The following is a 22,298-nucleotide window of genomic DNA, read 5'->3' as shown; positions in this document are numbered from 1 at the left end:
GGTGGTGGTGACAGCGCGTCGCCGCCTGGAGGGCGGTCCGAGGGGCCTCAGCGGAGCCTTGCCACCCGCCACACCGCCAGGGCCACCACCGCGGCGACCATCACCGCGTACGCGGCCACGACCCGCCAGTCGGGTCTGCGGCCGGAGCCCCGGGCCGGCAGGCCCGGCCAGGTGTAGCCCACCCTGCGGGCGGCCATCATGCCCCAGCCCGCCGAACAGGAGCAGATCAGCAGTCCCAGCATGGCGATCACGGCACCGCTGTCGCCGAAGTCGAAGGCGAGCGGGAAGGCGAACATCAGGGAGCCGACCGCGGCCAGTGCCACGATGGGCGCGAGCTGCCAGATGCGCAGCCGGCGCTGCGGGCGCAGCTCCACCTCGACCTCGTCGCCGCCCGCGAACATCTCGTCCGGCTCCGGGCCGTCGTCGGTCACACCGCCCTGCGTCTCCTCCGGCCCGTCGGGGCTGAGACGGTCGGTTTCCTGCTCCGGTGCACCCCGCTCGGTGGTGAGGTGTTCGGTGCCGTGTGCGGTGTCGCGAGGGCCGGCCTCCATCGCCACGCGCCCTCCCAACTAGGACTCCACTTGGTCGATCGAAGCTCGATGATGGCACGGCGTCACAGGCCCGGATGACGGCCTGGGCGTCCCGATGCCAGGACGTGATCAGGCTGTAACCGGTCGTTCGACCAACGACATCGCGAGCCGTGGAAGTTCCGCGAGGTCCGCCGCGGCCCCACTCAACCAGTGCACCCGGGGATCGCGCCTGAACCATGAATCCTGACGGCGCGCGAAGCGCTTGGTGGCGCGGACGGTCTCCGACCGGGCCTCCTCGAGGGTGCACTCCCCGGCGAGGGCCGCGAGCACCTGCTGGTAGCCGAGGGCGCGCGACGCCGTACGCCCCTCGCGCAACCCCTGCGCCTGGAGTGCGCGCACTTCGTCCACGAGGCCCGCCTCCCACATCCGGTCGACCCGGCGGGCGATGCGCTCGTCCAGCTCGGGCCGGGCCACGTCGACACCGATCTGGAGCGTGTCGTAGACCGAGTCGTGGCCCGGGAGGTTGGCGGTGAAGGGCTTACCGGTGATCTCGATCACTTCGAGGGCGCGGACGATGCGGCGGCCGTTGCCCGGCAGGATCACGCGTGCCGCCTCGGGGTCCGCCACGGCGAGACGGGCGTGCAGCGCCCCCGGGCCGCGCAGGGTCAGCTCGTCCTCCAGCCGGGCCCGTACCTCCGGGTCGGTGCCCGGGAACTCCAGGTTGTCGACGGCCCCGCGGACGTAGAGGCCCGACCCGCCGACCAGGACCGGCCAGCGTCCGTCGGCGAGCAGCGCGTCGATCCGCTCCCGCGCCAGCCGCTGGTACTCGGCGACGGACGCGGTGACCGTGACGTCCCAGATGTCCAGCAGGTGGTGCGGGACACCGCCGCGCTCCCCGGGCGTCAGTTTGGCGGTGCCGATGTCCATCCCCCGGTAGAGCTGCATGGAGTCGGCGTTGACGACTTCGCCGCCGAGCCGCTGGGCCAGGAAGACGCCCAGATCGGACTTTCCGGCCGCGGTGGGTCCGACAACGGCGATGACTCGGGGGGCGAGGGGTGCGCTGCTCACTGATCCAGTCTCGCAAACCTCGCACCCGGCCCTCGATCGGGTTACGTGACGTGCTGTCCGCCGGGTCGTTGCCCGTTGCGAGGTTCATGCCGCCGGATCGCGGTGGCGACGACCGGGGTCACACGAACGGACACACGGGCAACGCGGAATGTCGCCCGCACGAGTAACGTATGGAGTGGATATGGGCGTTTTTGCACGACTTTTTCGGAGGTCGAAGACTACGGAGGAGACACGGACCGACGGGGCTCAGGCCGACGGGGCGACGGCCGGCGCCGGAACGGAGGGCGCGGCGGGGACCGCGGAGCCGAAGGGACCCGCCGAGGCGCAGAAGAGCGCCGAGCCCGCGGTGAAGGAGGCCGGCGAGGTCACCGCCACCGAGGCCGTCGACATCCCCAAGCAGCAGTCCTCCGAGGCCGCCGGCAGCGAAGCCGGTGAGGGCGCCCGCACGTAGATTGCCGCGAGGGAAGGTACATCATGGGTCTGCTGGACAATCTGAAGGCCGGACTCGGCCCGGCCAGGGACAAGGTCTCCGGCCTCGCGCAGCGGCACGAGGACAGGATCCAGCACGGTCTGGACAGAGCCGCGCGGACCGTCGACGCGCGGACCAAGGGCAAGTACAGCGACCGGATCCAGTCGGGTACGGGCAAGGCGAAAAGCGCCGTGGACCGCTTCACGCACAGGAACGAGCCCGGTCCGGGCGCGGGGGGCACCACCACGCCGCCGGCCGGACCTCCGCCCGCTTCCTGAGCCGGGCGGCACACCGGCGGACGGTCGTGGGGCGCATCGAGCGCTCCCGGCCGTCCGCCGCTGTCCGGGCGGGTTCCGGCCGCCGCCAGGTCACCGGGACCAGGTGGCCACGATGTAGCCCACCCCGTACGGGGCGTCCTCGTAGAGCAGCGCGCCCTTCAGCTCCCCGTTCCCGGACGCCGCGCCGGCGAGCACCTGCCAGGGGGCGCGGCCGGACACCTTCAACTCGAGCGCCAGTCCGCTGTCCAGCGCACGCAGCGCTCCGGTGTCGGCGGCGCCCAGGGCGCGGGCGAGTTCCGCGTCGAAGGGGGCCGCCCGATCGTCGAGGTAGCCCGGCGCCTTCAGTGTGCGGCAGGCGCTGGCGTCGCCCATCACCAGCAGCGCCACCCGCTCCGCCCGGCCCGCGAGGGCCTCTCCCTCCTCGGCACACCGCTCGGCGGTGAGAGCTTCCCCCACGCCCCGTCCCTCGACGGGAGCGTCCGCCCACCCCGTCCGGCCCAGCAGCCAGGCGCCCACGGCGAGCCCGTACGGAAGGTGTCGCCCGGACCTGTCCTCGCCCTGCCCCAGCCGTACGTCCAGGTCGACGCCGAAGCCGCGGAAGGATCCCGGGGTGCCCTCCGGGTAGCTCTCGACGCCGGCGCCGTCCCCCGGTCCGACCACCACGAGCAGATCGGGCCGAGCCGCGGCGAGCACGCCCAGCGCGTCCGCACAGGCCGCGCGCGCGGTGTCCAGCTCGGGGGCGGCGCCCGCGGCGACCTCGGGCACGAGCAGTGGCGGGCAGGGGCAGACTGCGGCGGCGACAAGCATGATCAGCAGCCTACTGCGGCGTTCGGGACCGGCCCCGCAAGGCTGTACGCCCCGCCGGGCGCCGGGGGCCCGGCCGGTTCGGTCAGTCGACGGCGCAGCCCCCGGTGGCCACCGGAAGCGGCTCGGGCACGCCCACCGCGGGCAGGCCGAGCATCACGCCCGCGGGCCGCTCCGCCTTCTCGGCGTTGCGCTTCTCCCAGGCGTCACCCGCGCGGGTGCGGCGCACGTCCAGTACGGCGCCCTCGGCGAGGAGGTGGTGCGGGGCGGCGTAGGTGATCTCGACGGTGACCACGTCGCCGGGGCGCACTTCCCGCTCCGGCTTGGTGAAGTGCACCAGGCGGTTGTCGGGGGCGCGGCCGGAGAGGCGGTGGGTGGTGTCGTCCTTGCGGCCCTCGCCCTCCGCGACCATCAGCTCCAGGGTGCGGCCGACCTGCTTCTTGTTCTCCTCCCAGGAGATCTCCTCCTGCAGGGCGACCAGCCGCTCGTAGCGCTCCTGGACGACCTTCTTGGGGATCTGGCCGTCCATCTCGGCGGCGGGGGTGCCGGGACGCTTGGAGTACTGGAAGGTGAAGGCCTGGGCGAAGCGGGCCTCGCGGACGACGTGCAGGGTCTGCTGGAAGTCCTCCTCGGTCTCGCCGGGGAAGCCCACGATGATGTCGGTGCTGATCGCCGCGTGCGGGATCGCGGCCCGGACCTTCTCGATGATCCCGAGGAAGCGCTCCTGCCGGTAGGAGCGGCGCATCGCCTTCAGGACCGGGTCCGAGCCGGACTGCAGCGGCATGTGCAGCTGCGGCATCACGTTCGGTGTCTCGGCCATGGCGGCGATGACGTCGTCGGTGAAGTCGCGCGGGTGCGGCGAGGTGAAGCGGACGCGCTCCAGGCCGTCGATCTTCCCGCAGGCCCGCAGGAGCTTGCTGAACGCCTCGCGGTCACCGATGTCGGAGCCGTACGCGTTGACGTTCTGGCCGAGCAGGGTGATCTCGGAGACCCCTTCACCCACCAGGGCCTCGATCTCGGCGAGGATGTCGCCGGGGCGGCGGTCCTTCTCCTTGCCGCGCAGCGCCGGGACGATGCAGAAGGTGCATGTGTTGTTGCAGCCGACGGAGATGGACACCCACGCCGCGTAGGCGCTCTCGCGCCGGGTGGGCAGCGTGGAGGGGAACGCCTCCAGCGACTCGGCGATCTCGACCTGTGCCTCCTCCTGGACGCGGGCGCGCTCCAGCAGGACGGGCAGCTTGCCGATGTTGTGCGTGCCGAAGACGACGTCCACCCAGGGGGCCCGCTTCACGATGGTGTCGCGGTCCTTCTGCGCGAGGCAGCCGCCGACCGCGATCTGCATGCCGGGGCGGCTCGCCTTCTTCGGGGCGAGGTGGCCGAGGTTGCCGTACAGCTTGTTGTCGGCGTTCTCACGGACGGCGCAGGTGTTGAAGACGACGACGTCCGCGTCGCCGTCGGAGCCCTCGGGGGCGCGGACGTAGCCCGCGTCCTCCAGCAGCCCGGACAACCGCTCGGAGTCGTGGACGTTCATCTGGCACCCGTAGGTGCGTACTTCATAGGTGCGCGTGCCGCCCACTGACTGGCTCCGGTCGATGCTGCTCATGCCCATAAGGGTAGGCCGTGCCGCGGCCGGCCTTCCGCCGCGGGCGGCCCGCCGGCCCCGAGGGGCCGGACGGCGCGGAGCACCGGCCGCGTCCGTCAGGCCTGCCCGCCCGGCGCCCACCCCTGCCGTCGCAGCACCCCGGGGACGTCCGGCGCCTCGTAGTGCTCACCCTTGAGCACCTTGCCGTCGGCACGCCGGCTGACCTGCCCGTCGGGGCCGAGCTTGGTCATGTTGGAGCGGTGGATCTCGGCGATCACCGCATCGAGGTCGATCCCGTGCACCAGCGCCGTGCCGTACGCGACGTAGACGACGTCGGCCAGCTCGTGCGCGAGCCGGTCGAGCGGCCCCGTCACCGACACCTCGGCGACCTCCCCGGCCTCCTCGGCGAGCAGTTCCCCCCGGTGGGCGGCCAGCTCCGGCGACACCTCGGACGGTGTGTCGCGGGCGTCGAGACCGAAGGCGCGGTGGAAGTCACGGACCAGATCGGCGGGCGAAGCACTCATGCCGCGACTGTAGCGGCCGCCACGGACACTCCCCCGGCCGGCGGCCGGCCGCTGTCTGTGAGCTCCGCCCTGGTCAGCGGCCACACGGGCTGGCAGGATCACGCGCATGTCCCACGCGCTGTCCCGGATCGGCAGGCGGCGGGCCCTGCGGGGCGCGGCCGCCGCCTTCGTGGCGCTCGGACTGCTGCTGTGGTGGCTGGCGCCGTGGAGCGAGCAGCCGCCCGGCGGGACGATCACACTGAGCACGGGCACCCGCTCGGGGGTCTACCAGAAGTACGGCGAGCTGCTGCGCACGTCGCTCGGCAGGCACATGCCCGATCTCGAGGTCCGGCTGGAGACGAGTGACGGCTCCCAGGAGAACGTGCAGCGGGTCGCGACCGGGCAGGCCGACTTCGCGATCGCCGCGGCCGACGCGGTCGAGACGTACAAGCTGGACGACCGGCCGGGCGCCGGCCGGCTGCGCGGGGTGGCGCGCCTGTACGACGACTACGTGCAGCTCGCCGTCGCCTCCGACTCGGACATTCGTTCGGTCGAGGACCTGCGGGGCAGGCGGGTGGCCATAGGGCCGCCGAACTCGGGGGTCCGGCTCATCGCCAACCGGGTGCTGAAGGCGGCCGGCATCGATCCTGAGACGGACGTCAAGCCCTCCTCGGACGGCATCGACAGCGGGCCGGAGCGGCTGGGCCACGGGCTGGACGCGTTCTTCTGGTCGGGCGGGCTGCCCACGGACGGACTGAAGACGTACACCGAGCAGGCCGCGCTGCGTTTCGTGCCGATAGACGCCGGCCTGGTGTCCGAGCTGCACGATCAGGGCGGCGCCTCGCGCTACTACCGCGCCACCAACATGCCGGAATCGGCGTACCCGGGCAGCCAGCTCGGCTCGGCCGTCCCGACGATGGCGGTGTCCAACCTCCTGATCACCCGGACGGACGTGGATCCCCGGCTCGTCGAGTGGCTGACCCGCATCGTGCTCAGGAGCAGGGACAACATCGGGCGGCACGTCCACTCGGCCCAGCTCGTCGACGTCCGCACCGCGATCTACACCGACCCGCTCCGGCTGCACGACGGCGCCCGCCGCTACTACCGGTCCGTCAAGCCCTGAGCCGCCGGCTCACCCGTGGGGGCGTTCCTCGGCACCGTCACGGTCACCCGCAGTCCGTGCGGCTCGTGACGCTCGTACGCGATCGAGCCGCCGCCCGCGGCGAGCAGGGCCCGGGAGATGGACAGGCCGAGGCCCGAGCCCTTGATGTTCTGGTGCCGGCCGCTGCGCCAGAAGCGGTCGCCGACCCGGGTCAGCTCCTCGTCGGTCAGTCCCGGACCGTTGTCGGTGACGACGACGGTCGACACGTCGCCGTTGGAGGTGACGGTCACCTCGACGGTCTCGCCCCCGGGCGTGAACTTCACCGCGTTGTCGACGACCGCGTCCAGCGCGCTGGACAGCGCCACCGGGTCGGCCCACGCGGTGGTCGGCGGGCAGGTGCCGGTCAGCCGGACGCCCTTGGCCTCGGCGGTGGGCGACCAGGCCGCGACGCGCTCGGCGGCCAGGGCGCCGATGTCGGTGACCTGCAGGCTGGCTTCGCTGTGCTCGGCGAGCGCCAGGTCGAGCAGGTCGTCCAGGACCTGCGCCAGACGTTTGCCCTCGGCCTGGACGGAGGCGATCTCCTCGTTGCCCTCGGGCAGCTCCAGCGCGAGCAGCTCGATGCGCAGCAGCAGTGCGGACAGGGGGTTGCGCAGCTGGTGGGAGGCGTCGGCGACGAAGGCACGCTGCTGTTCCAGCACGCTCTCGACGTTGTCCGCCATCTCGTTGAACGACCGGGCGAGCCGTCTGAGCTCGGGCGGCCCGCCTGCCGCCGCGACCCGGGACTTCAGCCGTCCGGTGGCGATGTCGTGGGTGGTGGCGTCCAGGATCCGTACGGGGCGGAGCACCCAGCCGGTCAGCCGCAGGGCCGCGCCGACGGCCAGCAGCATCGCGGCCGCCTCCCCGGCGGCGATGACCAGCCAGCCGTGGAGGATGCGGGAGCGCATCTGACCGGTGGGCGAGTCGGTGACCACGACCGCGACGACGTCACCGTCCCGGATGACCGGCGAGGCCACCACCAGGCTGCGCCGCTGCCAGGGCCACACCTGCTCCGGGTCGTGGCTGCGTCGGCTGAGCAGCGCCTCCTCGAAGGCATCGCGCACCTCGCCCGTGCGGGGCAGGAACCAGTCCCCCGGGGCGTGAGCCATGGGTGAGTCGTTGCGGTAGAAGACACCCGCGCGGATGTCGTAGACCTCGTGGTAGCTGCGGAGCTCGCTGCTGAGTGTCTCGCGGCGTTCGTTGATGTCGCCGCCGGCCGGGTCGGCGGGCTCGGTGACGAACTGGGCGAGGGCCGCGAAGCGAGCCGTGTCGTCGATCCGGTCGACGACGACCTTCTGCTGCTGCGCGCCGGCGAGGCTGACGGCCAGTGGTACGCCGAGGGCGAGCAGGACGGCCGCCATCAGGACGATGAGCAGCGGAAGCAGGCGAGTGTGCACCCGGCCCCGCTACGCCCCGGGCGCGACGAGCCGGTAGCCGACGCCGCGCACGGTCTCGATGAGGGCGGGCATGCGCAGCTTCGCGCGCAGGGAGGCGACGTGCACCTCCAGGGTGCGCCCGGTCCCCTCCCAGCTGGTGCGCCACACCTCGCTGATGATCTGTTCCCGGCGGAAGACGACCCCCGGCCGCTGGGCGAGCAGGGCGAGCAGATCGAATTCCTTGCGGGTCAGTTGGACGACCGAACCGTTCACGCTGACCTGGCGGGTCGGCAGCTCGATGCGGACGGGGCCGAGGCGCAGCTCGGTCTCCGTGCTGCCCGTGGCCTCCTCGTGGACGCTGCGCCGGCTGACGGCGTGGATCCGCGCGAGCAGCTCCCCCGTGTCGTACGGCTTGACCACGTAGTCGTCGGCGCCGAGGTTGAGGCCGTGGATGCGGGAGCGGACGTCGGACCGCGCGGTGACCATGATCACCGGAGTGCTGGTGCGCTTGCGGATCTTGCCGCAGACCTCGTAGCCGTCCTGGTCGGGCAGCCCCAGGTCGAGCAGCACCACGCCGAAGCCCTCGCCTCCGGGAACGAGCGCCTGGAGGGCCTCCTCGCCGCTGCGCGCATGGGTGACGTCGAATCCGTGCCGCGCCAGCACCGCCGACAGGGCGGCGGCGACGTGGTTGTCGTCCTCGACGAGAAGCAGTCTCACCAGGGCCCCCTTCCATTCATCGGCCGTACGATCTCCTTGTGTACAAAAACGCGTGCACGCGCGCGTGCACCTTGCAGTGACGCCGATGCATGAGGACGACGTCAAGAGGGTTCCGGTTGCGCTTTCGTACCGTTACCCGGCCGATATGAGCCCTGCTCACAAGTGCTACGACAGGTGTCCGATTGCTATCGGATCGTGATGCTCAGATTCCCCTCAGATGTAATGACGCAGGTCTGGAGGATTACTACTGTCCTCCGAAACCGAGGAGGACGGAGCCTGAGAGCGATGACCGAAGTATCGGTGGCCAAGGAAGATGTGGCCGCGACCGGCGATCTGGTCGTCCTGAAGAGCGTCAACAAGCACTTCGGCGCGTTGCACGTACTCCAGGACATCGACCTGACGATCGCCCGTGGCGAAGTCGTCGTGGTCATCGGGCCCTCCGGGTCCGGCAAGTCCACCCTGTGCCGCACCATCAACCGGCTGGAGACGATCGACTCCGGGTCGATCACCATCGACGGCAAGCCCCTGCCCGACGAGGGCAAGGAGCTCGCCCGGCTGCGGGCCGACGTGGGCATGGTCTTCCAGTCCTTCAACCTCTTCGCGCACAAGACGGTGCTCGAGAACGTGACGCTGGGCCAGGTCAAGGTCCGCAAGAAGGACAAGAAGGCGGCCGAGGAGCGGGCCCGTGCCCTGCTCGACCGGGTCGGCGTGAGCGCGCAGGCGGATAAGTACCCCGCTCAGCTCTCCGGCGGCCAGCAGCAGCGTGTCGCCATCGCCCGTGCGCTGGCGATGGAACCCAAGGTCATGCTCTTCGACGAGCCGACGTCGGCTCTCGACCCCGAGATGATCAACGAGGTGCTGGAAGTCATGCAGCAGCTCGCCCGCGACGGCATGACCATGATCGTCGTCACCCACGAGATGGGATTCGCCCGTTCGGCGGCGAATCGCGTGGTGTTCATGGCCGATGGCCGCGTCGTCGAACAGGCCTCGCCGGACCAGTTCTTCAGCAACCCGCGCAGCGACCGTGCCAAGGACTTCCTGTCGAAGATCCTGCACCACTGACGGCGCACCCCGCGCCCTGACGACCTGCGTCACCGGACATGGACCGGGCCGCATCACTTCACCAGTCAAAGGATGTGCACCATGAAGCTCCGCAAGGTCACCGCCGCCTCGGCCGCCGTGTTCGCCCTTGCCCTGACCGCCACCGCCTGCGGCGGCGACGACAGCGACAGCGGCTCGTCCTCCTCGGGCGGCGGCGAAAAGATCAAGATCGGCATCAAGTACGACCAGCCCGGTCTGGGCCTGAAGGAGCCGGACGGTTCCTTCTCCGGCTTCGACGTGGACGTGGCGACCTACGTCGCCAAGGAGCTCGGCTACGAGCCCAACCAGATCGAGTGGGTCGAGACCAAGAGCGCCGACCGCGAGAACGCCCTCTCGCGCGGCGACGTGAAGATCATCGCGGCGACCTACTCCATCACCGACGAGCGCAAGGAGAAGGTCGACTTCGCCGGCCCGTACCTGCTCGCCCACCAGGACCTGCTGGTCAAGAGCGACTCGGACATCACCGAGGCGACGGACCTGAACGACAAGAAGCTGTGCTCGGTGACCGGCTCGACCTCGGCGCAGAACGTCAAGAAGGACTTCGCGCCGAAGGCCCAGCTGAGTGAGCGCGGTGGCTACTCGGAGTGCCTGTCCGCCCTGCAGACCGGCCAGGTGGACGCGCTGACCACCGACGACTCGATCCTCGCCGGCTACGCGGCGCAGGACCAGTACAAGGGCAAGTTCAAGCTCGCCGGCCTGAAGCTGAGCAACGAGAACTACGGCATCGGCGTCAAGAAGGGCGACACCGAGACCGTGAACAAGGTCAACGACGCGCTGGAGAAGATGGTCAGCGACGGTTCGTGGCAGAAGGCCGTCGACGAGAACTTCGGCCCGGCGAACTACAAGAACGAGAAGGCCCCGGAGATCGGCCAGATCGTCCAGTAACCGGACTCCGCCGACGCAGGATCCCCGCGGCGACGCGGGGATCCGCAGACGCGCCGCCGCCCACCCGTCCCCCGGCGGCGGCGCGCCACGTCCGCCACGTACGTCACACACCCGGAAGCGCGGGAGATCGTGTTCGACTTTCTTTCAGACTATGACGACCCGTCCCTGCTGGGCGCTTTCTGGGTCACGGTGCAGCTCACCGTCTTCTCGGCCATCGGATCGCTGATCTGGGGCACCCTGCTGGCGGCCATGCGGGTCAGCCCGGTGCCGCTGATGCGCGGCTTCGGCACCGCCTACGTGAACATCGTCCGGAACATTCCGCTGACCGTCATCATCGTCTTCACGTCGCTCGGCCTCGCCGACATCTTCGGCGTGACGATGGGGGCGCCGGACGACTTCGAACTCAAGTACTTCCGCCTGGCCGTGCTCGGTCTCGTCGCCTACACCGCCGCCTTCGTGTGCGAGGCGATCCGCTCCGGCATCAACACGGTGCCCGTCGGGCAGGCGGAGGCGGCTCGGGCCCTCGGACTGAGCTTCAGCCAGGTGCTGCGGCTCGTCGTGCTGCCGCAGGCGTTCCGCTCGGTCATCGGGCCACTCGCCAACGTGCTGATCGCGCTGACCAAGAACACCACCGTGGCGGCCACCATCGGTGTGGCGGAGGCCGCGCTCCTGATGAAGGAAATGATCGAGAACGAGGCACAGACGCTGCTCATCGGCGCGGTCTTCGCCTTCGGGTTCGTGGTACTGACCCTGCCCACCGGCCTGATCCTCAACTGGCTGAGCAAGCGCCTGGCGGTGAAGCGATGACTTCTGTTCTCTACGACGCCCCCGGCCCGAAGGCCAAGCGGCGCAACCTGATCTTCTCGGTCGTCTTCTTCGTCCTGCTCGCCCTGGTGCTGTGGTGGGTCTGGCAGGTGCTGGACGACAAGGGCCAGCTGGAGTGGTCCCTGTGGAAGCCCTTCACCACGGCCGACGCATGGACGACGTACCTGCTTCCGGGCCTGGCCGACACGCTGAAGGCGGCGAGCCTCGCCATGGTCATCGCCCTCCCGCTGGGCGCGGTCCTCGGCATCGCACGGATGTCCGACCACCGCTGGGTGCGCGTCCCGGCCGGCGCCGTGGTCGAGTTCTTCCGCGCCATCCCGGTCCTGCTGCTGATGCTGTTCGCCAACGAGTTCTTCGCCCGTTCCACGGGCGTCAGCAGTGCGGACAGGCCGCTGTACGCGGTCGTCACGGGCCTGGTCCTCTACAACGCCTCGGTCCTCGCCGAGGTGGTCCGGGCCGGCATCCTCGCCCTCCCCAAGGGGCAGAGCGAGGCGGCCCAGGCGATCGGTCTGCGCAAGAGCCAGACCATGAGCAGCATCCTGCTGCCGCAGGCCGTCACGGTGATGCTCCCGGCGATCGTCAGCCAGCTGGTCGTCATCGTGAAGGACACCGCGCTGGGCGGAGTGATGCTCGGCTTCACCGAGCTGCTGAACTCGCGCGGCACGCTGGCGGCCAACTACGCCAACGTCATCCCCAGCTTCATCGTCGTGGCGGTCATCTTCATCGTCCTCAACTTCATCCTCACCTCCTTCGCCTCCTGGCTCGAGGGACGCCTGCGCCGCAGCAAGCGCGGCACGGGCGCCGTGCTCGGCGTGGAGGACGTCGACGACCTCAACGCGGCCGAGGTCGGGGGCACCCACGGGGCCGGCGCGGAGAAGTGACGCCCGCCTGACGCCCGACATGACTGTGGCCCGCCGTTTCCCGGCGGGCCACAGTCATGTCGAGTCGCCGGCCGACACCGATGGTGCGGATGAGCGGTGCGCCCCGGACTCATGTGATGAACAGTCAAGTGAAGGGGCGGGCGCCTGCCCCACTTCATGATCGCCACTGGCCTTCGGTCACTTGACGCAAGCACCGGCAATAGGTTGCATACGTTCTGTGATCGTGCACCCTGCTCCATCTTCCCGTTCCTCCACGTCCCTTCGGACGTCACTCCGGGCAGGGGGCGCCGCGCCGTGGACCCGGTGATCGTCGTCGGAGCGGGGCCCGTCGGGCTCACGCTGGCACTGGCGCTGGCACGTCAGGAGGTGCCGTGCGTCGTCCTCGACGAAGGGCCGGGCAAGGACGAACCCCGTCCGGCGCGCACCGTCGTCCTGCGTGAGGACACCGCCGCGCTCATGGAGCGGCTGACCGGCGTGCCGCTCGCGCACGCCGGTGCCCGTTGGGCCGGATGGCGGTCGATGCGGCGCAAGCAGGTGACGCGCGAGGTCGCTTTCGGCGACACCGATCCCGCTCCCCTGCACATCGCCCAGCACGTCCTGACGGGTGCCCTGCGCGGGGCCCTCGCCGGTGAACGGCTCGTCAGGATCGCCGTCGACAGCAGGCTGGACACCATGGAGCAGGAACCCTCGGGCGTGACCGCGCACACCCGCGGCTCGACGGGCACGTGGTGGCGCGGAAGTTACCTGGTCGGCTGCGACGGTCCGCGCTCGACCGTGCGCAAGCTCCAGGACATCCGCTTCCCGGGCCGCACCGCGGTGGAACGTCACGCCGTGGCCGCGCTGCGCGCCGAGCTCCCCTGGCACGACGAGGCGCTGCTGCACCGGATGCCGCCGTGGCGCACGTCCGGGCCCTCGGCCGGGGAGATCACCGCGCGACCGCTGCCGGACGGGGTGTGGCGCCTGGACTGGCTGCTGCCGGGCAAGGACCTGGTCACGCCCGAGCTGCTGATCACCCGGGTCCGGGAGACGCTGGCCGGCTGGGCCGGCGGTCCGACGCCGCCGTACGAGTTGCTGGACACCGGGGTCCACACCGTGCACCACCGGCTGGCCCGGCGCTGGCGGGCCGACCGGGTGTTCCTCGCCGGGGACGCGGCCCACCTGCTCGGCTCACTGGGCACACACGGGCTGGACGAAGGGCTCCGCGACGCCGACAACCTCGCCTGGAAGCTGGCCCTGGCCTGGCACCACGGTCCGCACGAGGCGCTGCTCGACAGCTATCAGACCGAGCGCCGGGCGATCGTCGCCTCCCGGCTGCGCGCCGCCGACCAGGCGCTGCCGCTGGTGCGGGGCGGCGGAGGGCTGCGTTCCTACGTCCCCGGCTCGGCACGGGGGCACGACACGCTCCTGATGGACGGTCACCTGGGTCAGGGCGCGCTGGGTGCCCCGGGGGCGTACGCCGGTTCCCCGCTCGCGCCCGGCCGGCTCGAGGGCGAGGCGCCCGTCGGCACGGCTCCCGGCTCGGCGGTGACGGACGTACGGGTCACGGCGGAGGACGGCACGTTCGTCCGGCTGCGGGACCGGCTCGGCCGGGGTGCGCTGCTGGTGGTGCTGATCGCGCCGGGTACCGGTGTGTGGGACCGCCGGCACTGGGTCTCCGCCGGGATCATGCCCCGGCTGGCGGCTGCCGTCTCGGCGCTGCCGCACCGGGCCGAACTGCTGGTGGCCGAGAGCTACCCGGACGCGGCGGCCCACACCGTGCTGCTGGTACGGCCCGACGGTCACCTGGTCACCGCGCTGAGCGGGGTCCGTCCGGCGGATCTGTACACGGCGGCCGAGGCGGTGCTCGGCGGACCCGGTGAGGCGGACGCGGAGGCCAGGGCGGACGCCGGGGCGGCGTCGCGCTGAGCTTCCGGGCCGGCTCGTCGCCGCACCGCGTCGGCCTCGGGCACGGACAACGGGCCGCAGGCGCCGCGGGTGCGGCGCCTGCGCGAGAGCGGTGGAGCGGGCAGTGACCGCGACGGTCAGCGGGGCTCCGTACCGTGCGAGCGGGCAGAGGGGGCGGAGCCCGACCCGGTCGCCCGGCCGGTTTCGGCTCCGCCCGCGATGCCCGCACCCGGCGTGGTGCCCCCGTGGTCGCCGTGGTCGTCACGCGTGGCGATGAGGGACCAGCCGATGGACACCGTGATCGTGACGACGATGACACCGAGGGTGAGGGGGATGGGCAGCTTGCCCACGGGGGTCTCGGAGAGGATCAGCTTGACGCCGGCGAAGGCGAGCAGCACCGCGAGCCCGTAGTGGAGGTAGGCGAAGCGGCGCAGCAGCCCGGCCAGGCAGAAGTACAGACTGCGCAGGCCGAGCACCGCGAAGGCGTTGGCGGTCCACACCAGGAAGGTGTTGGTGGTGATCGCGAGGATCGCGGCGACGGAGTCGACGGCGAAGATCAGGTCGGTGGCCTCGATCGCCACCAGGGCCACGAAAAGCAGGGTGGCCACACGCCGCCCGTTGATCTTCGTGAAGAACCGGCCACCGTGGAAGGTCGGGTCGGTGGGGACGATCTTCTTGACCAGGCGGACGACGATGTTGCGGTCGGGATGCACTTCCTCGTCCTTGGAGACGGCCATCTTGTAGCCGGTCCAGATGAGGAACGCGCCGAACAGGTAGGCGGTCCAGAAGAAGAGCTGCAGCAGTTCGGCGCCGACGAAGATGAACACCAGCCGGAACACCAGAGCGCCGATGACACCCCAGAACAGGACCTTGTGCTGATAGGCGTCGGGCACGGCGAAGAACGAGAAGACCAGGGCGAAAACGAAGACGTTGTCGATCGACAGTGCCTTTTCGATCAGGTATCCGGCGTAGTAGGTGGAAGACACCTCTCCGCCCTGCCACGCGAGCAGGACCAGGCCGAAGGCCAGGCCGATCGCGATCCACACCCCGGACCAGACGGCCGCTTCCTTGAACCCGATGACGTGGTTGTCGCGGTGGGCGAGCAGATCGACGGCGAGCATGACGGCGATGACGAGCGAGACCGCGGCCCACACCCACAGCGGGACGGTGAACGACAGATCATTCATGGGACATCGAGTTCCTCGGGCGGGGTCGGAGGGCGGAGATGGCGGGCGGGCGTTGCGGGGCCGGTGTCCACACGGTGCGCGCCCCGGAGGGCGACGGATCCGCCGGGACGTGCCGGCATCCGCGGCGGGCGCCGTCCGAGAGGCCGGGCGCGATGGCGTGGACGAAGGGGCCTCCCCGCAGGGCGGAGGCTTCGGTCAGGCTGTGCGCGTCCAGACCCGCCGGTCCCCGGCTGGAGGCGACCACCAGCGGCGAGTGGTGACGCACGGCCAGCGCCAGCACCCCGTCCGCGGCCCGGGGCCGTATCCGTCCGTCGCCGGGAGCCGGAACGTGATGGACGACGGGGATGTAGCCGACACCGGCGCTGCGCAGCCGGGGCAGCACCCGGGCCAGGGGCGCCAGGTCCGTCTGCGCGTCCGCGCGGGTGCGGTCGGCCGGCTGCCGCCGGGCGGACGCGACGGCGACGAGCAGCACCGGTGCGTTGCGGGCGGCGGCCAGACGGACCGCCGCGTCCACCACGGCGAGATCGTCGGGCCGGTCGGTGACCAGCGCGGTGACCGGGTGCGGCAGGGAGACCGGCAGCGCCGGGGCGTCGGTCGCGGCGGGACGGGTCCGGGTGCGGACGGACATCGAGAAACCCCCTTCAACGGGGACGAGAGAGGACATCGGGGGATGTCTTCAGCATCACTCGGCGCCTGAAACCCGTCAAGAGTTACGCGAAAATTTTTTCGCCAATTCTATTTCGCGAAACGCTCTTGGTCAGGCGAAGGCCGCTTCGTATCATGAAGGCCATGAGCCGGCCCTCCTCCGCACGTGGCGACCAGTGGACGTTCCTGACCAATCACGCCCGCGTCCTGATCGCCCTCGCCCAGGACCCCGATGCGCGGCTCCGGGACGTCGCCGAGCGCATCGGCATCACCGAACGCGCCGTACAGCTGATCGTCGCCGACCTCGAAACGGCCGGATACCTGACGCGCACGCGCGTCGGCCGCCGCAACCGCTACACGATCGATTCCACCGTCGCCCTGCGCCACCCCAGCGAGGCCGACCACCCTGTCGGTGACCTGCTGACGACGTTCATCCACCGCGAGGACACTCCGGCAGCCGGCTCCTGACGCTAAGCCTCGCAAGCCGCCCGGCGTCCGCGTCAGACGGATGAGCGCGTGGCGGTCAGCGGCGCCCAGGGCACGGGCGGAGCCGCGTGGACGAACGGGCCGCCCCGGATCGCGGCCGCCTCCATCACCGTGTTCGCGTCGAGCCCCGCCGGTCCGCTGCGGGAGACCACCATGCGTGAGCAGCCGTGGGCGATGGCCACGTCCAGCAGGCTCCTCGCCGCGCACAGCCGGCCACCCCGCCCGGCGGGACGGTGGTAGACGGCCGGCTCGTACCCGATCCCCACGCGGGCCAGGTGCGGAAGAGCGCGCCCCAGCACCGCGCGGACCGTCACGCCGTCCGGCGGCGCCGCCACGGCTCGCGGCGGCAGCGGCGGCAGTACCGCGATCAGCAGCAGCGGTGCGCCGCGCGCGGCGGCGAGCCGGGCGGCCGCCTCCACCACAGGGACATCGTCGAGACGGTCGGCCAGCACCGCGGCCACCGGGCGCCGAGGGCGTGAACGACCGGGCGCCGGGACGGCGTTCGCGGCGGGCGAGCAGGGCGGGCGGAGGGAGCTCATGATCGTCGCACCTTCCGGGCGAGGAGGGAGAGGCACTTCCAGGGTCTCCTCCCTCAAGAAAGCACGTCAACAGTTACGTGAAAGTTTTTTCGCGTAACCGAGATCGTGTGTTCCTCGACCCACACCGACGACACCGGGTCGTCATAACGGCCTGACTGGTGCACATGTGACACAAGTGGCGGAATGCCACATTGCTTCTCACAATGGATCAGGCGTCACGCGGTCCGTGACGCCGACCGCGGCAGCGCGCGACACACGAACAGCCGCCGGACACCGGTGACCAACCGGTTCGGGGCCGCTGAGCATCCGAGAGGAGACCTCGTCGCGCGGTGCATCCGAGAGCCACTCATCCGGAAGCCGGGCCCCACGTACGACCGGGCCCCCACGAAGGGAGTTCCGATGACGAACCCGCGCAGCAGGAAGATAGCCTCCGCCACCGTCGGTGCCTGCGTACTGTCCCTCGCCGTGGCCGTTCCCGCCTCCGCGGAGGGTACGGCGCAGGAGAACGGCAAGGCGTCCGTGTCCGTCTTTCACGGCGTTCCGGGCCTCACCGTCGACGTGTACGCCAACGGGAACGAACTGCTTCCCGACTTCGAGCCCGGCACCCTGACCGAGCCCCAGCCCCTGGACGCGGGCACCTACGACATCGAGATCTTCCCTGACGGTGAGGGCCCCGACGGTGATCCCGCCATCCAGAAGAGCGTCGATGTCCCGGCCGGGGCGAACGCCACACTCGCGGCCCACCTCGACGCGCAGGGCAACCCCACGCTCACCGCGTTCGTCAACGACACCTCCGAGGTTCCGGCCGGTCAGTCGCGGCTGACCGTCCGCCACGTGGCCGCGGCACCCGCCGTGGACGTCCGTGCGGGCGGCGAGCCGGTCGTCCGGGACCTGACCAACCCGAACGAGAAGTCGCTCGAGGTACCCGCCGGCACGGTGAACGCCGATGTCGTCCTGGCCGGGACCGGCACCGTGGCCATCGGCCCCGCCGACCTCGACCTCGCCGAGGGCACCAGCACGGTCGTCTATGCCTGGGGCAGCGCCGAGGACGAGAATCTCGCGCTGAAGACACAGACGATCAGCGGCATGGACTCCGCGCCGAACGGTGTGGACGCCGGTGAGAGCGACGCCATGGCCGCCGACAACGGGTCCGCCACCGTCTGGCTGGCCTGGGGCACCGCGGGCGCCGTCGCGGTCGCCGGCCTGCTGGCCGCCCGTCGCCTGCGCGCCCGGAACGACTGACGGCCATGCGATCCTCCGCGAGGAGCGGACGGTTTTCCGCGGCGGCCGTCGGGGCCGCCGCGGTCGTCGCCGTCGTCCTTGCGGCGCTGCTGGTCTGGTCCCTGTGGCCGTCCGGAGCCTCGGTGCCGTCGGACTTCGGCGCCCGTCCGCTCGCTCAGGACCCCGTGGCCGGGACCCCGTCCGGGGTTCACGACGACGCACCGGGCGAAGGCAGGACGTCCGGCCCCGCGTCCGAACCGACGGCGCTGCGCGTCCCCCGGGTCTCCCTGGACGCCCGGGTCCAGGACGTCGGCGTCGAGGACGACGGCACGGTGGAGATCCCCAGCGACGCGGGGCAGGCCGGCTGGTACCGCTTCGGGCCCGCACCGGGCGCCCCCGCCGGCTCCGCCGTCCTGATCGGCCATGTGGACGACCGCACCGGCGACCTGGGCGCTTTCGCCAAGCTGTACGGAGTCCGGAAGGGCGACGACATCACCGTCGCCCGCGAGGACGCGCCTCCGGTCCGGTACGTGGTGACGGCCCGCGAGGTGGTCGACAAGGACGGGCTCCCCGACGAGGTGTTCCGGCGCCACGGACGGCCGGTCCTGACCCTGGTGACCTGCGCGCCCCCGTACGACCGCGAACGCGGCGGCTACCAGCGGAACCTGCTGGTGTACGCCGTCCCCGCCGAGGAGCACCGCTAGGCGACCGGTGCGGGCCCCGCCGCATCAGAAGGGCTCGTCGCCGAGGAAGTCCGTGTCCTCGCCCTCCTCCTCCAGCGCCTGCCGGACGACGCGCAGGGCCAGCCCTTCGGGATATCCCTTGCGGGCGAGCATGCCCGCGAGGCGGCGGATGCGTTTGTCGCGGTCGAGTCCGCGGGTGGCGCGCAGTTTGCGGGCGACCAGTTCGCGGGCGGTCTCCTCCTCCTGCTCGGAGTCGAGCCGGGAGACGGCCGCGTCGATGAGCGCGGGGTCGACGCCCTTGGTGCGCAGCTCCTGCGCGAGCGCGCGCCGGGCCAGCCCCCGGCCGTGGTGCCGGGACTCCACCCAGGCGTCCGCGAAGGCGCTGTCGTTGATGAGCCCGGCCTCCTCGAACCGGGACAGCACCTCCTCGGCGGCCTCGTCCGGGATCTCCCGCTTGCGCAGGGCGTCGGCGAGCTGCTGCCGGGTGCGCGGGGTCCCGGTGAGCAGACGCAGACAGATGGTCCGCGCCCGCTCGACCGGGTCCCCCGGAGGTTCCTCCCGCTCCGCCCTCGACGAGGAAGAGGCGCCCCCGTCCGCCGCGGCCGCGTCGCCGAAGGTCCGGCGTCCGCGCCCGCGTCCACCGCGCGGCCCGCCGTCACGCGAGCCGCCCGTCCGTGCGCCACCGCCGCGCCGGCCGCCGCCGGAGCCCGCGTCCCGGAGGCCGCCCGTGTCTGTGCCGTCGTCGTACTCCGCGTCACCGCCCGCTGCCGGGCCCTCGCCGCCCGCGGTGCCCCTCCCCCGTGGGGCGCCGGAAGCGCCGAACTCGTACTCGGCCCAGTCGGTTCGTCGGGTCACGGGTCAGCTCTTGGCCGCCGCGGCCTTGGACTTGGTGGCCTTGGCCGCCGGGGCCGGAACCGCGGCCGGCTCGGCCGGAGCGGTGCCCGTGGCGTCCGCGCCCTGCTCGGCGGCGGGCTCCTCGGGCCGTACGCCGACGCCCAGCTTCTCCTTGATCTTCCTCTCGATCTCGTTGGCGAGGTCGGGGTTGTCCTTCAGGAAGTTGCGGGCGTTCTCCTTGCCCTGACCGAGCTGGTCGCCCTCGTACGTGTACCAGGCGCCGGCCTTGCGAACGAAGCCGTGCTCCACGCCCATGTCGATCAGGCCGCCCTCGCGGCTGATGCCCTGGCCGTAGAGGATGTCGAACTCGGCCTGCTTGAAGGGCGGCGCCACCTTGTTCTTGACGACCTTGCAGCGGGTGCGGTTGCCGACCGCCTCGGTGCCGTCCTTGAGGGTCTCGATGCGGCGGATGTCGATGCGCACCGAGGCGTAGAACTTCAGCGCGCGGCCACCGGTCGTGGTCTCCGGGGAGCCGAACATCACGCCGATCTTCTCGCGGAGCTGGTTGATGAAGATCGCGGTGGTCTTGGACTGGTTGAGCGCGCTGGTGATCTTCCGCAGGGCCTGGCTCATCAGGCGGGCCTGCAGACCCACGTGGCTGTCGCCCATCTCGCCCTCGATCTCCGCGCGCGGGACGAGCGCGGCGACGGAGTCGATGACGATGAGGTCGAGGGCTCCGGAGCGGACCAGCATGTCCACGATCTCCAGAGCCTGCTCGCCGTTGTCCGGCTGGGACAGGATCAGGTTGTCGATGTCGACGCCGAGCTTCTTCGCGTACTCGGGGTCGAGGGCGTGCTCCGCGTCCACGAAGGCGACCTGGCCGCCTGCCTTCTGCGCGTTGGCCACCGCGTGGAGGGTCAGGGTCGTCTTGCCGGAGGATTCCGGTCCGTAGATCTCCACCACACGGCCGCGCGGCAGACCGCCGACGCCGAGGGCCACGTCGAGCGCGGTCGACCCGGTCGGGATGACCTCGATGGGCTCCTTCGACCGCTCGCCCATGCGCATGACCGCGCCCTTGCCGAATTGTCGTTCAATCTGTGCGAGCGCGGCGTCGAGCGCCTTCTCGCGGTCGGTTCCTGCCATGGGTTCCACCCGGTTTGCTTGAGTCGATCGCTTCACGTCAAAGACGCTAACGCCTGCCACTGACAACGCGCCCCGACGCACGTCCGGCCTGTGGATAACACGGGTGCTTTCCTACCCCTACCGGGACAGAACACCCGTCGCTGAGCCTCACCGGCGCTCCCATAAGAATAGATGTTCGATTTTTGTGTCAAGCCGCGCCACGCGGCACCCGCGAGCGGCGGCCGTCCTCAGGAAGCCCCGGTCTCTCCGGTGCCGGGGCGCGCCCCACCCGGCCGGCGGGCCCACGCACGGCGGACGCGCGTGAGCGCCCGCGGCCCGCCGCCGGGGCCACGGTGGCCGTGCACACGGGGGTCGTCCGTGACGTCGTACCGCTTCACATAGGCCCCGAGGAACGCCTGGAGAGTGGCGATGGCGGGGATCGCGATCAGCGCGCCCACCGCGCCCAGCAGGGCGGTGCCCGCGACGACCGATCCGAAGGCGACCGCCGGGTGGATGTCCACGGTCCTGGAGGTCAGCTTGGGCTGCAGCACGTAGTTCTCGAACTGCTGGTAGATCACCACGAAGATCAGCACCCACAGCGCGTACCAGGGGTCGACCGTGAAGGCGATCAGCATGGGCAGCGCGCCCGCGAGATAGGTGCCGATGGTGGGGATGAACTGCGACACCAGGCCCACCCACACGGCCAGCACGGGCGCGTAGGGCACTTCGAGGAATTCCAGCAGGACGTAGTGCGCCAGGCCGGAGACGAGTGCCATCAGTCCGCGCGAGTACAGGTAGCCGCCCGTCTTGTTCACGGCTATCTCCCACGCGCGCAGCACCTCGGCCTGCCGCGCGGGCGGCAGCAGGGAGCAGACGGTGCGCCGCAGCCGCGGGCCGTCGGCGGCGAAGTAGAACGAGAACAGGCCGACGGTCAGCAGCTGGAAGAGACCGCCGAGGACCTGTGCGGACACGTCCAGCACCCCGGTGGCGCTGTTCTGGACGTAGGTGCGCAGCCAGTCGGAGCGCAGCAGGCCCTCCTGGACGTCCACCCGCCGCAGTTCGGTGTCGAAGTGGGCGTTGACCCAGTTGATCACGGAGTCGAGGTAGTCCGGGAAGTCCTCGACGATCTTGACGATCTGCCCCGCGAGCATGGATCCGAGCAGGGTGACGAAGCCCGCGCCCACGACCAGGATGCCCAGGAAGACGAGGAAGGTGCCCAGACCCCGGCGCACCCCGCGCGCGGCCATCCAGCTCACCGCGGGCTCGACGGCGAGCGCCAGGAAGAACGCGATGAGAACGTTGATCAGCAGGCCGGTGAGCTGGTGGAAGGCCCAGCTGCCCAGCTGGAACACACCGAACAGGGCGAGCGCGAGCACCATGGCACGCGGCAGCCAGCGCGGCATCCGGGCGCCCGCCCCGGCCGCGGGACCCACCTCAGGCCCCGCGGGCGGCGGCGTGCCGGGCATGGTGGGTTGCCGGGCCGCCGGCCCGGTCTCGTCAGTGGGTGCCACGGCCTAAGTCTCACCCACGCCGGCGGCGG

The 22,298-nt window shown here is 71.3% G+C and carries 24 protein-coding genes; 11 read left to right on the top strand and 13 right to left on the bottom strand.

The window, feature by feature from the left end; genetic code table 11:
• Positions 1 to 47 precede the first annotated feature (47 nt).
• Complete coding sequence (locus F1615_RS00230; protein WP_149547207.1) at positions 48 to 551, bottom strand: hypothetical protein; 504 nt, start codon at positions 549 to 551, stop codon at positions 48 to 50.
• Positions 552 to 659: 108 nt separating this feature from the next.
• The gene (gene miaA, locus F1615_RS00225) at positions 660 to 1,598 is read right to left on the bottom strand and encodes a tRNA (adenosine(37)-N6)-dimethylallyltransferase MiaA (protein ID WP_149546769.1); all 939 of its coding nucleotides are present in this window, start codon (positions 1,596 to 1,598) and stop codon (positions 660 to 662) included.
• 181 nt (positions 1,599 to 1,779) lie between these two features.
• Here miaA and F1615_RS00220 point away from each other — a divergent pair, with 181 nt between their 5' ends.
• Together F1615_RS00220 and F1615_RS00215 are read left to right on the top strand one after the other, a co-directional pair.
• Entirely contained in the window at positions 1,780 to 2,049 is a 270-nt protein-coding gene (locus F1615_RS00220) for a hypothetical protein (RefSeq protein ID WP_149546768.1), read from the top strand.
• Between the two features lie 23 nt (positions 2,050 to 2,072).
• Positions 2,073 to 2,345: an antitoxin gene (locus tag F1615_RS00215; RefSeq protein ID WP_149546767.1), complete on the top strand. Its 273-nt coding sequence runs from the start codon at positions 2,073 to 2,075 to the stop codon at positions 2,343 to 2,345.
• A gap of 90 nt (positions 2,346 to 2,435) precedes the next feature.
• On the opposite strand, the gene F1615_RS00210 is transcribed toward F1615_RS00215, so the two are convergent.
• From F1615_RS00210 to F1615_RS00200, 3 genes are all read right to left on the bottom strand, one after another.
• Positions 2,436 to 3,152 carry a class III extradiol dioxygenase subunit B-like domain-containing protein gene (locus F1615_RS00210; RefSeq protein WP_149546766.1) on the bottom strand — a complete coding sequence of 239 codons (717 nt, stop codon included), beginning with the start codon at positions 3,150 to 3,152 and terminating at the stop codon, positions 2,436 to 2,438.
• Between the two features lie 82 nt (positions 3,153 to 3,234).
• Complete coding sequence (gene miaB, locus F1615_RS00205; protein ID WP_149546765.1) at positions 3,235 to 4,752, bottom strand: tRNA (N6-isopentenyl adenosine(37)-C2)-methylthiotransferase MiaB; 1,518 nt, start codon at positions 4,750 to 4,752, stop codon at positions 3,235 to 3,237.
• Between the two features lie 95 nt (positions 4,753 to 4,847).
• Complete coding sequence (locus tag F1615_RS00200) at positions 4,848 to 5,255, bottom strand: MazG nucleotide pyrophosphohydrolase domain-containing protein (RefSeq protein WP_149546764.1); 408 nt, start codon at positions 5,253 to 5,255, stop codon at positions 4,848 to 4,850.
• A 106-nt stretch (positions 5,256 to 5,361) separates the two neighbouring features.
• Between F1615_RS00200 and F1615_RS00195 the strand changes: the two genes are divergently transcribed.
• Positions 5,362 to 6,357 carry a TAXI family TRAP transporter solute-binding subunit gene (locus F1615_RS00195; protein ID WP_149546763.1) on the top strand — a complete coding sequence of 332 codons (996 nt, stop codon included), beginning with the start codon at positions 5,362 to 5,364 and terminating at the stop codon, positions 6,355 to 6,357.
• Here F1615_RS00195 and F1615_RS00190 read toward each other — a convergent pair.
• Complete coding sequence (locus F1615_RS00190) at positions 6,336 to 7,769, bottom strand: sensor histidine kinase (RefSeq protein WP_149546762.1); 1,434 nt, start codon at positions 7,767 to 7,769, stop codon at positions 6,336 to 6,338. The two genes, F1615_RS00195 and F1615_RS00190, sit on opposite strands and share 22 nt — an antisense overlap.
• A 9-nt stretch (positions 7,770 to 7,778) precedes the next feature.
• Positions 7,779 to 8,465: a response regulator transcription factor gene (locus F1615_RS00185; protein WP_149546761.1), complete on the bottom strand. Its 687-nt coding sequence runs from the start codon at positions 8,463 to 8,465 to the stop codon at positions 7,779 to 7,781.
• Positions 8,466 to 8,750: 285 nt separating this feature from the next.
• Here F1615_RS00185 and F1615_RS00180 point away from each other — a divergent pair, with 285 nt between their 5' ends.
• From F1615_RS00180 to F1615_RS00160, 5 genes are all read left to right on the top strand, one after another.
• The gene (locus tag F1615_RS00180) at positions 8,751 to 9,527 is read left to right on the top strand and encodes an amino acid ABC transporter ATP-binding protein (protein ID WP_149546760.1); all 777 of its coding nucleotides are present in this window, start codon (positions 8,751 to 8,753) and stop codon (positions 9,525 to 9,527) included.
• Between the two features lie 81 nt (positions 9,528 to 9,608).
• A complete protein-coding gene (locus tag F1615_RS00175) occupies positions 9,609 to 10,451 on the top strand; it encodes a glutamate ABC transporter substrate-binding protein (protein ID WP_149546759.1) in 843 nt (280 codons plus the stop codon).
• A gap of 129 nt (positions 10,452 to 10,580) precedes the next feature.
• Positions 10,581 to 11,258, top strand: coding sequence for an amino acid ABC transporter permease (locus tag F1615_RS00170; RefSeq protein ID WP_149546758.1), 678 nt, complete (start codon positions 10,581 to 10,583; stop codon positions 11,256 to 11,258).
• Complete coding sequence (locus tag F1615_RS00165) at positions 11,255 to 12,157, top strand: amino acid ABC transporter permease (protein WP_149546757.1); 903 nt, start codon at positions 11,255 to 11,257, stop codon at positions 12,155 to 12,157. The genes F1615_RS00170 and F1615_RS00165 overlap by 4 nt, the downstream gene beginning before the upstream one ends.
• 294 nt (positions 12,158 to 12,451) lie before the next feature.
• Entirely contained in the window at positions 12,452 to 14,062 is a 1,611-nt protein-coding gene (locus tag F1615_RS00160) for an FAD-dependent monooxygenase (RefSeq protein WP_149546756.1), read from the top strand.
• A gap of 116 nt (positions 14,063 to 14,178) precedes the next feature.
• On the opposite strand, the gene F1615_RS00155 is transcribed toward F1615_RS00160, so the two are convergent.
• Positions 14,179 to 15,228 (bottom strand): TerC family protein, encoded by a 1,050-nt coding sequence (locus F1615_RS00155; protein WP_149546755.1) that lies wholly within the window; start codon positions 15,226 to 15,228, stop codon positions 14,179 to 14,181.
• A complete protein-coding gene (locus F1615_RS36060) occupies positions 15,221 to 15,856 on the bottom strand; it encodes a universal stress protein (RefSeq protein WP_244328592.1) in 636 nt (211 codons plus the stop codon). Before F1615_RS36060 ends, F1615_RS00155 begins: the two co-directional genes overlap by 8 nt.
• 161 nt (positions 15,857 to 16,017) lie before the next feature.
• On the opposite strand from F1615_RS36060, the gene F1615_RS00145 reads away from it, so the two are divergent.
• Positions 16,018 to 16,341 (top strand): helix-turn-helix transcriptional regulator, encoded by a 324-nt coding sequence (locus F1615_RS00145; protein ID WP_149546754.1) that lies wholly within the window; start codon positions 16,018 to 16,020, stop codon positions 16,339 to 16,341.
• Between the two features lie 32 nt (positions 16,342 to 16,373).
• Here F1615_RS00145 and F1615_RS00140 read toward each other — a convergent pair whose 3' ends face one another.
• The gene (locus tag F1615_RS00140) at positions 16,374 to 16,898 is read right to left on the bottom strand and encodes a universal stress protein (RefSeq protein WP_244328591.1); all 525 of its coding nucleotides are present in this window, start codon (positions 16,896 to 16,898) and stop codon (positions 16,374 to 16,376) included.
• A gap of 399 nt (positions 16,899 to 17,297) precedes the next feature.
• Here F1615_RS00140 and F1615_RS00135 point away from each other — a divergent pair, with 399 nt between their 5' ends.
• A complete protein-coding gene (locus F1615_RS00135; RefSeq protein ID WP_149546753.1) occupies positions 17,298 to 18,140 on the top strand; it encodes a DUF4397 domain-containing protein in 843 nt (280 codons plus the stop codon).
• 5 nt (positions 18,141 to 18,145) lie between these two features.
• Complete coding sequence (locus F1615_RS00130; RefSeq protein ID WP_149546752.1) at positions 18,146 to 18,823, top strand: class F sortase; 678 nt, start codon at positions 18,146 to 18,148, stop codon at positions 18,821 to 18,823.
• A gap of 24 nt (positions 18,824 to 18,847) precedes the next feature.
• Here F1615_RS00130 and recX read toward each other — a convergent pair whose 3' ends face one another.
• The 3 genes from recX to F1615_RS00115 all read right to left on the bottom strand — a co-directional run bounded on the left by recX (position 18,848) and on the right by F1615_RS00115 (position 22,269).
• Positions 18,848 to 19,657 (bottom strand): recombination regulator RecX, encoded by an 810-nt coding sequence (gene recX / locus F1615_RS00125; protein ID WP_149546751.1) that lies wholly within the window; start codon positions 19,655 to 19,657, stop codon positions 18,848 to 18,850.
• A 3-nt stretch (positions 19,658 to 19,660) separates the two neighbouring features.
• On the bottom strand, positions 19,661 to 20,779 hold the full coding sequence (recA, locus tag F1615_RS00120; protein WP_149546750.1) for a recombinase RecA: 1,119 nt from the start codon (positions 20,777 to 20,779) through the stop codon (positions 19,661 to 19,663).
• 227 nt (positions 20,780 to 21,006) lie between these two features.
• The gene (locus tag F1615_RS00115) at positions 21,007 to 22,269 is read right to left on the bottom strand and encodes an AI-2E family transporter (protein ID WP_208818220.1); all 1,263 of its coding nucleotides are present in this window, start codon (positions 22,267 to 22,269) and stop codon (positions 21,007 to 21,009) included.
• Between the last annotated feature and the right edge of the window lie 29 nt (positions 22,270 to 22,298).

The organism is Streptomyces marokkonensis (assembly GCF_008312835.1).
Classification (GTDB): Bacteria; Actinomycetota; Actinomycetes; order Streptomycetales; family Streptomycetaceae; genus Streptomyces; species Streptomyces marokkonensis_A.
This window is presented reverse-complemented; position numbering and strand designations above follow the sequence as displayed.